The organism is Lactobacillus amylolyticus (assembly GCF_003999355.1).
GTDB lineage: Bacteria > Bacillota > Bacilli > Lactobacillales > Lactobacillaceae > Lactobacillus > Lactobacillus amylolyticus.
Genome location: NZ_CP031835.1, coordinates 1,262,677 through 1,275,483 on the forward strand (window position 1 = coordinate 1,262,677; position 12,807 = coordinate 1,275,483).

Here is a 12,807-nt window from a genome sequence, read left to right on the forward strand (position 1 = left end):
CCTTACTTTTCTAAATAAAGCTCACGCAAAGCATCACGCATCTCGGGCGTTACTCCGATTTGATTTTGCAAAAAGCTATCTAGACCGCCATACTCTTTTTCAATCGTAATTAATGACGTATCTAAAAAAGCATCACTCACGGAACCTAAAATTCTCATATTTGCACGGAATTCCAAGTTTTCGCCCTTTTGTTTAAAAATTTTGTCTCGTTTTGCCCGGTAATGGTTAAGCATGTAATTTGAGTACAGGTAATCCTGCCGAATTGTTTCTAAATCAACGCCCAATAAGTATAAGATAATTACCGCGATGATTCCCGTCCGGTCCTTTCCTTCAGAGCAGTGGAACAAAACCGCGCCATCAGGCGTATTGACGAGCAACTCCAAAATTTGACGAATCGTATTCTGCGCATGCTTTTTTGAAACATAACCATGATAATGATCGCACATCATTCTAAAACCAGCATATTGATCATGACGGTATTCTTCAAATACTTTCGCAATGTCCTTCTCACCACCATTAGTATTGTCTTCATCCGACAGTGGCATGGCAAAATGCTGAACGCCAGGAATTGGACGGTCTGGACATTTTTTATATTCTAAAGGCGAGCGCAAATCGATAATTTTGCTTAAGCCATATTCCTGCAAAAATTTTTCATCTTTAGCCGAAATCTTGTTGATTTTTCCAGTCCTTAGCAAGCGATGACTCTTCACTTTGCGTCCTTCAAAGCCAATATAGCCGCCTAAATCACGCGGATTACAGATTGAACTTACTGGCAATACATTTGGCTTCACTGCGTGCACTCCTCTCTTAGTCCCATAAGTAAAAAGTGTCTGGGAAGAAACTCGATTTTTAGCCCGGATATAAAAACACAGAAATTCATTATTTTTAGTGAATTCCTGTGTTTTTTGTTTTTGAAATGAAAATTCGAAGGCTTTACCTTCTTCTTGGCTCCATATTTTTTCAGATTCATCGTCATGAACATGATACCGACATCCGTTTCGACTTTCTTTTTGCCTCTTAAATGCGTTCTGCGCATACCAAATACACTCTTCATGTGCCCAAAAATTGGCTCCACATCTGACTTGCGACAGCCATAGATGCGTTTGCCTTCTTCGCTTTGAAGAGTCTCTTTTGCTTTTTCTTTTAAATACTGCCAGTTAGGATTGTAGTGAATCTGTCTTTGCCGGCCTGTTTTGGTTTTAGCCAATTGGGTCAGTTCTTCAGTTAGCTGGAACTCATCAGCTTCATAAATTTTGAAGTTTCTGACCATGCCAGTAGATCGATCTTTTCTTTGACTATAATATTTGAAGTTGAAGCGGACGCCTGATTTATCTACGTAATAGTCTTCTTCTTCGTTATAGTACCAGTTGTCGACCTTTGATGGATCTTTCTTATATTTTCGCGTTTGTTCTTTTTCGTATTGGGTATACGGAATCTGATAGTTCTTATCTGAATAATTCTCTTCCAGAATCGAGTAATTGTATTCACTGCCATAGCCCGCATCGGCCACAATATTTTGAAACTTATCGAGAATTCCTCTGGACTTCATCTGGTCTAGAAATGGTTCGAATGTTCTAAAGTCAGTCGGATTAGGAAACAGGGCAAAATCAACTACATATTGATTAGTAGTCGCTGCCTGAATATTGTAGCCTGGCTTTAGCTGCCCGTTTTTCATATGATCTTCTTTCATATGCATGAAGGTGGCATCATGATCTGTTTTAGAGTAGCTGTTACGGCCAGCAAAGATCTCTTCAGCTTCTTCGTACTTTTTAGCACGCGGAATAAAATCTTTTCTGAGTTTATGTGCGATCTTCTTTAATTCACGGCGCTTGGCCTTATTTTTTGATCCGCCTGGAATGGCTTTAGGTTCTCGATCAATTTTCTCGGTCAGTTTCTCAACTTCTTTTTCCGTTTCTTGAGCCAGAATCTCTAAGCCTTGACTAGTTTGGGCTTCTTCTTCGGCCATGGCTTTGACTACTTCTTTATTGATCAGTTCTTCATATAAAGCAGACACGTCTTCCTTTAACTTGGCATGATACTTCTCAATAGCTTTTCGCCAGACAAAAGTGTACCTGTTGGCGTCTGCTTCAATCTTAGTGCCATCGATAAAAACTGCATTTTCACGGATTAATCCCTCATCTTCTAATAATGAAGTAAAGTAGACAAAGCACTGCTTAATTACCTTATTGGCATGGTCGCTTGATCTGAAATTATTGATCGTGTGATAAGAAATCTTTCTATTGTCAGCCAAAATCATCATGGGCAGATTCTCTTCTAGCATTCTTTCAATTTTTCTGCCTGAAAAAACTCTTCTAGAATAAGCAAAGAGTAAAATCTTAAGCATCATTGCCGGGTGATATGCAGGTCTGCCTGTATTAGAAGCGGTTTCTAAGATAACTTCGTTAGGAATAGAATCAACGAATTCACTGATAACACTGGCAATGTGATTTGCAGGGATAGAAAAATCTAAATTTAATGATAAAGTAGTTTGTCCTGTGATATAATTTTGGTACATGTTTAAGCCCACTTTCTATTGTTTTTTGTGGTGATTAAATAATATCAAGGAATGGGTTTAAAGTATACAAAAAGAGCGATGACTTCTTATGAAGTTCATCGCTTTTTTCATGGCCTGGAAATTAGTTTTTTCCCAGACACTTAATTTTACAACTAGACCAGATTTTCTGGCAAAATTATTTGTTTGCTTGTTCAACGAACTTAATGAAGTTAGCCATCATGCTATCCAATTGCTTAATATAAGTTTCGTTGGTTAAGTCGCCGGTTTCTTTATCAAAATTATTGGCAGCTCTGCCGATCAAAACTTCATTGCCTGGCAAAACATTTGCGCTCATATCTGGTGAATGCAAAATTTCACGTGCATCTTCTTGAGCACGGCTAGCACCTTGAGCACCATAAGAGGTACCCACAACTGCAGCAGGCTTCATCTTCATCGCATTTGAACCAGCATGTGCACCTAACCATTCCATTGCACTCTTCAGTGAAGAGGGAATAGCGTGGTCGTATTCAGGAGTAGTGAAAATTACACCATCAGCGTTTTTAACATCTTCAATCCATTGCTTGGTTACAGCATCTGGTTCATCAGTTCTACAAAATGGTTTAAGTTGATCAATTTCTTTAACTTCAATGTCGGCTTGATCGCTATAACGTTTGGCAATAAAGTTTGCTAAAAAGCGGTTATATGAAAAAGGAGCATTCGTACCAACAATTGCTAATAATTTCATTTCACAGCCTCCTACTTAGTAATTTGAGCATACCAACTGTCAATTTCATCGAAGAAGTGGTTCAAGAACTTGATTGTACCTTCATCGACCAAGTTGCCATTTTCATCAAATTGTTTTGGTGTAAGGCCCATCATGAATTCATCACCATTAAAGACTTGAGCGCCAAATCCCGGTGAAAGCAAAATTGTCTTTAACCGAAGTTGTGAACGGGCAGCACCTTGGGCAAATGGTGAAGTTGAAACAACTACAACTGGCTTGCCACTAAATGGGTGAACTGCACTTGATAACCATTCCAAGGCACTCTTTAATGCACTCGTTACTGAGTGTTGTTGTTCAGGTGATGCGATCAAGACCATATCTGCCTCTTCGATTTTTTTGCCTAAATCTAAAATAGCAGCTGGAGCATCAACGCCTTCTTTGAATAAAGGCAAACCTTTCACTGAAGCCACTTCAAAATCATATTTGTCTGCGAAATGCTTAGCGATAAATTTTAACAAAGCTAAGTTGTATGATCCATCAGCATTTGAACCAGATAATGCTAGAATTTTCATAAAAACCACCTTTCAATTTTTCTTAATCTATGCTCTTATTACAACTTACAGTTTAGAAGAAATGTAAGCCTTATCCTTTTAACAACAAGGGCTCGAAAAAAATAAAAAGGATATTTTATGCACCTTTATTGGATAGAATTAGGCCAAGTTGTCTTTCAAAGAAGCATCTTCGTCGGCAACAAACAATTGATTCTCTTGAGCACTGATATCAAGCCGATCGTTAAGCATAGCGTCGTGAATTTGAGCGTTCAAAACATTGATAATTTGGTTTTGATTGAAGGTTGCAATCTTGTTAATAACCAAGGCTGTAATACCTATAGTTGAGATCCAGTTTGCAATAACAATGTCAGAAATTTTTTCATCACTGTAGTGTGTATCTGGATATTGCTCTTTAAATTTTTCAATTCCAAGATCCATTAATGCGTCAGAAATGATCTTGCTGCCAAATTTCCCATCAACAAACATTGCACGGAAAAGCTTTACATGATTTTTTGAGAATTTGATGTAGGCTAAATCCAAGTCGATCAATGGATCACCAGTAAAGTTTTGTTGCAAGATATTGCTTCTCAACTTGTCAGAAATTCGTTCCAAAACTAAAGAACGAATTTCGTCCATATTACTAAATTCTAAATATAAAGGTTGCGTAGAAAAATGTCCTTTCTTAGCAATTGCACGTGCAGTTAAGCTGTCAAGGCCATTTGAAACTGCCATTTTGTACGCAACATCGAGAATTTTATCTCTACTAATTTCTTTTTTTCTTGCCATTTTCATTTACCTCAATAACGTAAATCAGTGCACCCTTTTTAAAACGCTTGTTATTTTTAGCTCATATCTATAATATAACCATTAAATAACAATTGCAAGTGGCAAGATAACATTAATTGAAGTTTTTTATAATCTCTTAAATAGCGATGAGCCGTCGTTTGAAGTGAATTTATCGTAGTTTGAATTAACCATTTCAATAACTTCTTGTTTATCTAATCCTTGAGAAGCAGCAAAAGAGAAAAAGGCTGCAGATAAGATGTAGCCACGTTCACGATCGTCGGTTAAGTTATCTGTAAATTCCATATTAATAGCGTGGTCAGCGTAGTCAGTACTGATCTTGATTGATTTGTTTTCCATAATATTACCTCGTCTTAATAAAAATTAATTTCGTTTTAAGTTACAATTATTTTATACCTAACTATAGAAAGAGTGAAACTGAATGACAACAAAAATCGAACGTTCTTCATGTACTTCCATCTTAATCGGTAAAAATGCATCCCTATCTGGCAGCGTTATTATTGGACGCAACGAAGATGCTAAAACTGCTTGGCCTAAGCACTTGGCTTTTAATCAGCACGAAACAGGATTAAAAAACAATATCTTCAAATCTAAGGATAACAAATTCGAAATTAAATTACCTAATGAAAAATACTCATATTCATCAACGCCTGAATGGACAGACAAATATGGCGTTTTTGAAGAAGATGGCATCAACGAATACCATGTGGCAATGAGTGCAACCGAAAGTGCTTATGCCAATAGCCGCGTTTTAGCCGTTGATCCTTTTGATGAAGAAAAAGGAATTTTGGAAGAAGCAATGGTTACCGTTGTCTTGCCATATATCAAAAGCGCACGTGAAGGCGTAAAGCGTCTGGGCGAAATCGTTGAAAAACATGGCGCCGCCGAAGCTGACGGAATTTTATTCGGCGATCGCGATGAGGCCTGGTACATGGAAATCGGTTCCGGCCACCATTGGGTTGCTCAAAGAATTCCCGATGATTCTTACACGGTTGTCGCCAACCAGTTGGCAATTCAGGAGATCAATTTCTTCAGTGACGACTTTATGTATTCCAAAAATATTAAGAAATTTGTTGCTGAAAATCACTTGTGGCCAGAAGATGTTCCTTTCAATTTTAGAGAAATTTTTGGAACCCACGACGACAGCGACTTACATTACAACACGCCAAGAGTATGGATTGGTCAAAAGCTTTTGACCCCATCGGTTAAGCAAGAGCCGCAAAATTTTGACTTGCCTTTTATCAGAAAACCGGACAAGCCAATTTCTATTCAAGACGCACAAGCTGTTTTAAGCAATCATTATCAAAACACGCCTTATGATTTGACCAATCCTAAGAACAAAGACAACGCTACTTTCCGTCCTATATCAGTTGCTACAACGCAAGAGTCGCATTTGCTGGAATTAAACGGCGATAAAATGGTGCACTGGCTTGCCATGGGTGTAGCTGCACAAAGCGTTTACGTTCCATTCTACCCGCAAGGCACCAAGGTTCCTAGTTCATATAAATATGGCAAAGAAACCTACACGACGAATTCTGCCTATTGGGTCTTTAAGCTTGCCAGCACCTTGGTTGACCGCGACTGGAGCAAGTATGGAACGGCATTGGGCAACGCGCAGACTGAGGCACGTGATCAAGTAATGCGAATTCGCGCGCAATATGATCAAAAACTAGCAAAGGAAAAAGCTCAGGATAAACGTATCAACTTAATTAATAAAGCTAACGAAAAGATGGCCAAAACGGCAACAGACATCTTCAGAAAATTATCAGCCAAATTGATTACTGAACAAACTGGCGATTCACCACTGCGCTTTAAAATGGATCCTAACTTATAAGCAGTGATGGATTTGGCTGAGGACGAACAACAGCTTATTTCCAAGTTGTTAACTAATGTTGGAAAAAAGAATAATAATATTATTACTGATCCTGTTAGATTTTTAATTCAAATCCATCTTGATCATATTAATAATAAAGCTCAGGAATTAAACATCATTGAAGATAGGCATACTTTGTTTGTAATGCACAATAAGGCCAATTCTGATTATGATAGTTTGCTTTTCTTACTACTGATTTAAGCACGAAGGCATGGAAATCAGTGGCCTTGAATAATACTGATAAATTTGTCCAGTCCGCAAACAGTGAATCTTATAAGCTATTTTTGTCGTTTGTTAATGCGAAAAATAATGACGTACTGAAGAACATCTCTTTTGGTCAGATGATAAGTTGAAAAGAATATCAATGAGTAACGGTGAAGTTGAAACTAATGAGTTAGAATTTGATAATTCTGGAAGTAAAATTGACGAAAAAGAAATGCTATTGGAATCAATATCAAATAAACTTGATAACTTAACTCAAAAGCTTGAAATTGAAGAAAATACAAGTGAAGACGATGATGATAATGATTTAAGCTTTTGGCGTGGTACAGGTGATTTGGACTCACAAACATATAGAGATAGCATGATCTCTGAACTTGAAAATGCAAAAAATTAATAATAACCTAATCAAATTTTTTAGATTGTTAAATTAAAAAGGTTGATAACCAACATTTTTTAGATGCTGATAAATCAACCTTTTTCTTTTTGAAATATAAAAACGATTAAAATAAATCCGGTTTTTCATATGCACAAATACAGATTAACATACAAATTGTTAGCGGTAACATACACATTCGCTATTGTTTATGAAAGCGCTTTAATATACACTTATTCCGGAATATTCAAACAGGAGGAAACTATAATGAATAAAAATAAAAACCGTTACAGTGGAAGTAAATGCGTATTTGTTTGTGCATCAGCCATTTTGAGCCTTTGGCTTGGTGCAACTTGGACTAACAATGTTAAAGCCGCTGAAGTTGACGCAAATCAAGCAGCAAACAAAACCGAACAAACACAGCAAATACAACATCCTGCAACGGCTAATAACCAAGATAAAACAAAAGATGCAGGTAATCAAGCTACACCTACTGCAGCTGAGCAAAATAATGCGCAACCAGCAGCAAATGCAGAAAGTAGTGCTTCAGCTCCTGCAACACCTCAATCTGATACAGAAACGGTAAAGGACACAACTAAAGTTGTTATTCACTATAAAGGTGATGGTACTAAATGGGTACCTTATGTATGGGGCAAGAATCCAAGCAGTACTGGTGTTCAATATAAGTGGGACGGCAAGGATGATTATGGTTATTATGCCAACATTACACTCGATAATGATGAACAAGAAGTAGGAGTTTTGATTAAAGGTACAGACTCCTGGGATAAAGATGGTACAGGTGCCGACCGTTCATTGACTGTTGACGATAATGGTAAGGCTGAAGTTTGGTACAAAGCAGGTTTTGATGCTAGTCAGGATGTAACTCCAAGCTATAATTCAGCTAAAATAAAAGTTCATTATCATGGTAATCCTGATGCAACAAGTCTTAATTACTGGACTGATACTGATCAAAGTAAAAAGACGGTCTCATTATCGAAGGAAGACGATGATGATGAAATTGGTAGCTTTGACTTGTCAGGCCAAACATTTAGCAAGATTTATGTTTCACCAATTGGTAGTGACAATGAGACTAGAAAATTTACTCCGCTTCCAGGCGATGGAACTACTGATATTTATTTAGTAAATAAAGATACAACGGCTTACTACACACCAAGCTTTGCTTTAGCACCAGAAAGCTTAGCTTCAGCTTCAATGGAATCAAGCAATATAGTAGATATAAAGACTGCTAAAAAGATGACTGCAAATGAAGCTAAAGCTATCTTAAAAATGAACAATAACGAAGTTGTTGATGTATCCGCAGTTGACGCTGATCAAGATGGCAAGAGTAAAGAATTTAAGATTACCACAGCCAAAGATCTTAATATTTTAGATAATAATCAAATTGGAATTTACAACAACCTTAAGTATATCGATATTGGCAAATACGTCAGATCCGATGCATTCGATGCCAAATATTACTATGACGGCGATGATTTAGGTGCAACTTACACTCAAAAACAAACCCAAATTAAACTTTGGGCACCAACAGCTAAGACTGTTGTTTTGAACTTATATAATTCATTGGATAATGCCTCACCTGCAACTAAGACATTGGCCATGAAACGCGGTGATAAGGGTGTTTGGTCAGCAACTGTTACAGGTGATTACAAGAATTGGGCATATGATTACAGCTTAACCTTCGGTGATGGTAGCAAGACTGAAAGTAATGATCCATACTCAAAGGCAGTAACCATCAATGGTGTTCGTTCAGTTATTGAAGATTATGATGCAATTAAACCAGATGACTTTAATAGAATGCCTTCATTCTCAAGCCCAACTGATGCAATTATCTATGAAACCAGCATTCGTGACTTTACGAGTGATCCAAACTCAGGTATTAAAGATAGAGGTAAATATTTAGGCATGATTGAATCAGGCGTAACTCCTGATGGCCAGGTCACTGGTTTGGATTACTTGAAGTCATTAGGCATTACTCATGTTCAAATTATGCCAATGTTTGACTTCGCAAGTATTGATGAAACTAAAAATGAGGGAACTTATAATTGGGGCTATGATCCTAAGAACTATGATGTTCCAGAAGGAAGTTATTCAAGCAACGCAGCTGATCCAACCACAAGAATCATGGAAATGAAAGAAATGATCAACGGTTTGCACAAGGCCGGTATTAGAGTAATCATGGATGTTGTTTACAACCACGTATATTCACCAAATGACCAAGCCTTGCAAAAGACAGTTCCAGGTTATTACTTCGAATACGATGATGATAACAATATGGTAACTGATAGTGGTTGTGGTAATGATACTGCCAGTGAACGCCTGATGATGAGAAAGTATATCTTGGATTCAGTTAAATACTGGGCTGAAAACTACAACATTGACGGCTTCCGCTTTGATATTATGTCATTGCTTGATACTACTACCATGAATGATATTCGGACTGAATTAAATCAGATTGATCCTGGTATGCTTCTTTATGGTGAAGGCTGGGATATGAGAACCACCAAGCGTGATATCGGTGCTGGTCAATACAACGCAGATAAAATTCCTTCAATTGGCTTCTTCAGTGATGATATTAGAAACTCAGTAAGATCTAATGAACCAACTTACGCTCCAGGTTTGGTTATCGGTGATGGAAAAGAACAAACGTATGAAGCTGATGCTAAGAAGTTTATTGCCAGCTACTTGGGTGGTAAGGACTTAGCAACTCCTGGTGTTAGTTGGCAGATTCACCCATATCAATCACCAAGTCAAACTATCAACTATGTTGAATGTCACGATGGTCGTACTTTGTATGACTTATTGAAGTCGGCTTTACCAGATGAATCTGAAGCTAATATTATTAAGCGTGATAAATTAGCAACGTCAATGATCATGTTGGCCGAAGGTGTGCCATTCGTTGATAGTGGCCAAGAAGCTTTAAGAACTAAAGACGGTAACAGTAATAGTTTCAATGCTCCAATTTCAGTCAACGAAATTAATTGGGAACGTGTCAAAGAAAATCAAGATCTTGTTAACTACTTCAAAGAATTGGTTAATGTACGTAAGAGTCAACCTGCCTTAGGATTGAACAATTATGATGAAATCGCTAAGACAGTAAAGACAGTCAATGCTGGTGAAGGTGGTATCTTTACTTTCGCTTACAAAGAAGATGGCAAGACACTTTATGTAGTATTTAATGTTAACGATAGTAATGCCGAATTGAATGATGTTGATTTGTCTAAAGCTGATAAGTTGCTAGACAGCGATGGAAATGTTGTCTTAGGCAAGACTACAACATTGATGCCACTTAGCACTTTGATTGCTGTAGTTCCAGATGAAACTCCAGTAACCCCTATTGATACTGGTAATACTGGCTCCATCACTAATACTGGTTCAGCTGATTCATCACAAATTCAAAGCAATGGTGATACTGATAAGCTTTTACCAGCTCTTGATATTGTCTTAACTCATAATGCTTATATCTATCAAAATGATGGAATTACTACTCTTAAAGAAAATGGTAAGAACATTGTCCTTAAATTGGGTAAAACTATTCATGCTATGAACAATGGTCAAATCTTTACCTTCAACGGTAAGAAATTCTACCAAATTGGAGAAAATAAATACGTCAAAGTTAACAATACTTTGAAACGCAAAGTCTTGATCCATAACGCTTTTGTTTACACAAAGAGTGGTAAGGCCATTAAGAAAGGCTACAAGCATATTATTCTGAAGAAGGGCACAATCTTGACACTGGATAATGATAAGATTGTTACTATCAAAGGTAAAAAGTTCTATCGCATTGGTAACAATAAATATGTCAAAGTTGCTAATGTTAAAAAGGATTAATTGCTATTCATAATCTTTTCTCCACATAATTACAAAGCTCTGAATCTAATTAACCATTTACTTAATGCCTAAAATTATTTTGGAACAAAAAGTGTCTGGAAAAACTAACTGATTTCCGGGCATATTCAAAAAATCGAAATTGCTTTTTAGCAGTTTCGATTTTTTCTTTTCTTTATTTTTATCCGATTATTAAAAAAGCCCATTTATTGAGCTCTTCTTTGCCAATATTTGCTTAAGTTCATGGTCATAAACATCAACCCCTACATCTGTTACCGCTTTATTTTTGCCTCACAGATGAGTTCGGCGTATGCCAAAACAGTTCTTCATGTGCCTGAAGATTGGCTCTACGTCTGTCTTTCTGCAGCCGTAGATTCGTCTGCCTTCTTCGCTTTGAAGAGCTTTCTTTGCTTTTTCTTTTAAATACTTCTTGCCAGTCAGTGTAGCAGTCATCGCATTGAATAATTATACTCGCTGCCTGAATATTGTAGTCCGGCTTGAGCTGGCCGTTTTTCATGTGATCTTCTTTCATATGCATAAAGATAGCGTCATGATCGGTTTTGGAATAACTGTTGCGGCCATCAAAAATCTGCTTGGCTTGTTCATACTTTTGTGCACGAGGAATATAATCCTTGCGCAGACGATGCAGGCTCTTTCTCAATTTCATCGCTAAGTCTTGCAATTTCTTGCTCGGTTTCTTCTGCCAATATCTCCATGCCGGTACTGGTTTGAATTTCTTCTTCCCGCATTGCCCGGGCCATATTCTTGGCAATTAATTCATCGTAAAAAGCCATTGCCTAAGTTTTGAGCTTGATTCCGTCAATAAAAATTGCCTCTTCGCGGATTAATTCTTCTTCTTGAAGCATATTAACGAAGTAAACAAAGCTTTTTTTAATCAACCGATTGGCATGCTCGCTTGAACGGAAGTTGTTAATTGTGTGGTAGGAAATGCTTCTTTGTTCGGCTAAAGCCATCAGCTGGAATCGAATCAACGAAATCATTAATGACGTTGACGAGATGATTTTTAGGAATGGAAAAATCCAAGTTGAGTGTTAAAGCAGTCAGGCCTGTGATATAATTTTGATACATGATTAAGTCCACTTTTTTGTTTTTATTTTGTGGTGATTTAATAATATCAAGGCTTGGACTGAAAGTACACAAAAAATGCGCTAAGAGAGAAATCTCTTAGCGCATTTTTGTTTAGGTCAGGGAATTAGTTTTTCCCAGACACTTTTTATATTCAACTACTTTTTCTTGGTCATTTGTCCGTCCATCATCTCATAAATATGATCCGCATATTTTTCAAGACGAGGATCGTGCGTAACTAACATGATTGCTTTGTTGCGTTCTTTGGCCAGTTTTTTGAACAGCTTGCCAACTTCTTCTACATTTTGCGTATCCAATGAAGCTGTAGGCTCATCTGCCAAAAGAATTTCAGGATTGGCATATAGTGCCCGCGCAATTGCTACTCTTTGCTGCTGACCACCGGATAATTCATTAGGATATTTTTTTACCAATTTTTCAATTCCTAAATCCTTAAGTAATTTTGCCAGATCATCCTTAGACAGATTGTTTTGCTTTTTGACCTTATCAACCAAAATAAATTGTTCGGCCACGCTCAAATATGGTACCAAGTTGTAGGCTTGCAAAACAAAGCCGATTTTGTTCAAGCGCAATTTATTGCTTTCCTTGGCTGAAAACTTGGTAATATCTTCGTTATTAATTAACACTTGGCCAGAAGTTGGCTTTTGAAGAGAACCAGCAATGGTTAAAAACGTACTTTTACCAGCGCCGGATGGTCCCATAATTAAGACCACTTCTCCTTTATCAGCTTCAAAGTTGACATCCTTCAAGGCTTCAACTTGAGCGTCGCCTTTACCATAGACTTTTTTTACATCTTTTAATTCAATTACTGCCATT

12 protein-coding genes and 2 pseudogenes are annotated in these 12,807 nt (G+C 37.3%); 4 read left to right on the plus strand and 10 right to left on the minus strand.

The window, feature by feature from the left end:
- Positions 1 to 2: 2 nt before the first annotated feature.
- From D0Z64_RS06515 to D0Z64_RS06540, 6 genes are all read right to left on the minus strand, one after another.
- Complete coding sequence (locus D0Z64_RS06515; protein ID WP_164742130.1) at positions 3 to 791, minus strand: tyrosine-protein phosphatase; 789 nt, start codon at positions 789 to 791, stop codon at positions 3 to 5.
- Positions 788 to 2,515 carry an IS1182 family transposase gene (locus D0Z64_RS06520; RefSeq protein WP_127345785.1) on the minus strand — a complete coding sequence of 576 codons (1,728 nt, stop codon included), beginning with the start codon at positions 2,513 to 2,515 and terminating at the stop codon, positions 788 to 790. Before D0Z64_RS06520 ends, D0Z64_RS06515 begins: the two co-directional genes overlap by 4 nt.
- A 175-nt stretch (positions 2,516 to 2,690) precedes the next feature.
- Positions 2,691 to 3,239, minus strand: a complete 549-nt coding sequence (locus D0Z64_RS06525; protein WP_127345786.1) for an NADPH-dependent FMN reductase — start codon at positions 3,237 to 3,239, stop codon at positions 2,691 to 2,693.
- A gap of 11 nt (positions 3,240 to 3,250) precedes the next feature.
- A complete protein-coding gene (locus D0Z64_RS06530) occupies positions 3,251 to 3,790 on the minus strand; it encodes an NADPH-dependent FMN reductase (protein WP_127345787.1) in 540 nt (179 codons plus the stop codon).
- A gap of 138 nt (positions 3,791 to 3,928) precedes the next feature.
- Entirely contained in the window at positions 3,929 to 4,555 is a 627-nt protein-coding gene (locus D0Z64_RS06535; protein WP_127345788.1) for a TetR/AcrR family transcriptional regulator, read from the minus strand.
- A gap of 126 nt (positions 4,556 to 4,681) precedes the next feature.
- Complete coding sequence (locus D0Z64_RS06540) at positions 4,682 to 4,912, minus strand: hypothetical protein (protein ID WP_006352404.1); 231 nt, start codon at positions 4,910 to 4,912, stop codon at positions 4,682 to 4,684.
- An 82-nt stretch (positions 4,913 to 4,994) separates the two neighbouring features.
- Between D0Z64_RS06540 and D0Z64_RS06545 the strand changes: the two genes are divergently transcribed.
- The 4 genes from D0Z64_RS06545 to pulA all read left to right on the plus strand — a co-directional run bounded on the left by D0Z64_RS06545 (position 4,995) and on the right by pulA (position 10,890).
- Entirely contained in the window at positions 4,995 to 6,407 is a 1,413-nt protein-coding gene (locus D0Z64_RS06545; protein ID WP_127345789.1) for a C69 family dipeptidase, read from the plus strand.
- A gap of 12 nt (positions 6,408 to 6,419) precedes the next feature.
- Positions 6,420 to 6,647: a hypothetical protein gene (locus tag D0Z64_RS06550; RefSeq protein ID WP_127345790.1), complete on the plus strand. Its 228-nt coding sequence runs from the start codon at positions 6,420 to 6,422 to the stop codon at positions 6,645 to 6,647.
- 163 nt (positions 6,648 to 6,810) lie between these two features.
- Positions 6,811 to 7,062, plus strand: coding sequence for a hypothetical protein (locus D0Z64_RS06555; protein ID WP_127345791.1), 252 nt, complete (start codon positions 6,811 to 6,813; stop codon positions 7,060 to 7,062).
- Positions 7,063 to 7,308: 246 nt separating this feature from the next.
- Positions 7,309 to 10,890 (plus strand): type I pullulanase, encoded by a 3,582-nt coding sequence (gene pulA / locus D0Z64_RS06560; protein ID WP_127345792.1) that lies wholly within the window; start codon positions 7,309 to 7,311, stop codon positions 10,888 to 10,890.
- Between the two features lie 212 nt (positions 10,891 to 11,102).
- On the opposite strand, the pseudogene D0Z64_RS08875 reads toward pulA, so the two are convergent.
- The 4 genes and pseudogenes from D0Z64_RS08875 to D0Z64_RS06570 all read right to left on the minus strand — a co-directional run.
- Positions 11,103 to 11,313 (minus strand): annotated as a pseudogene (locus D0Z64_RS08875) (transposase); the annotation flags it as partial.
- A gap of 43 nt (positions 11,314 to 11,356) precedes the next feature.
- A pseudogene (locus D0Z64_RS08880) lies at positions 11,357 to 11,518 on the minus strand (IS1182-like element IS1182 family transposase); the annotation flags it as partial.
- Positions 11,519 to 11,684: 166 nt separating this feature from the next.
- Positions 11,685 to 11,888, minus strand: coding sequence for a hypothetical protein (locus tag D0Z64_RS08565; protein ID WP_236943515.1), 204 nt, complete (start codon positions 11,886 to 11,888; stop codon positions 11,685 to 11,687).
- Between the two features lie 243 nt (positions 11,889 to 12,131).
- Entirely contained in the window at positions 12,132 to 12,806 is a 675-nt protein-coding gene (locus D0Z64_RS06570; RefSeq protein WP_006352411.1) for an ABC transporter ATP-binding protein, read from the minus strand.
- Between the last annotated feature and the right edge of the window lies 1 nt (position 12,807).

Bases quoted from the DNA above. Each gene is read 5' to 3' on its own strand.
- D0Z64_RS06520 (WP_127345785.1), bottom strand. From the start codon at position 2,515: ATGTACCAAAATTATATCACAGGACAAACTACTTTATCATTAAATTTA.
- D0Z64_RS06525 (WP_127345786.1), bottom strand. From the start codon at position 3,239: ATGAAATTATTAGCAATTGTTGGTACGAATGCTCCTTTTTCATATAAC.
- D0Z64_RS06530 (WP_127345787.1), bottom strand. From the start codon at position 3,790: ATGAAAATTCTAGCATTATCTGGTTCAAATGCTGATGGATCATACAAC.
- D0Z64_RS06535 (WP_127345788.1), bottom strand. From the start codon at position 4,555: ATGGCAAGAAAAAAAGAAATTAGTAGAGATAAAATTCTCGATGTTGCG.
- D0Z64_RS06540 (WP_006352404.1), bottom strand. From the start codon at position 4,912: ATGGAAAACAAATCAATCAAGATCAGTACTGACTACGCTGACCACGCT.
- D0Z64_RS06545 (WP_127345789.1), top strand. From the start codon at position 4,995: ATGACAACAAAAATCGAACGTTCTTCATGTACTTCCATCTTAATCGGT.
- D0Z64_RS06555 (WP_127345791.1), top strand. From the start codon at position 6,811: ATGAGTAACGGTGAAGTTGAAACTAATGAGTTAGAATTTGATAATTCT.
- pulA (WP_127345792.1), top strand. From the start codon at position 7,309: ATGAATAAAAATAAAAACCGTTACAGTGGAAGTAAATGCGTATTTGTT.
- D0Z64_RS08565 (WP_236943515.1), bottom strand. From the start codon at position 11,888: ATGATTTCGTTGATTCGATTCCAGCTGATGGCTTTAGCCGAACAAAGA.
- D0Z64_RS06570 (WP_006352411.1), bottom strand. From the start codon at position 12,806: ATGGCAGTAATTGAATTAAAAGATGTAAAAAAAGTCTATGGTAAAGGC.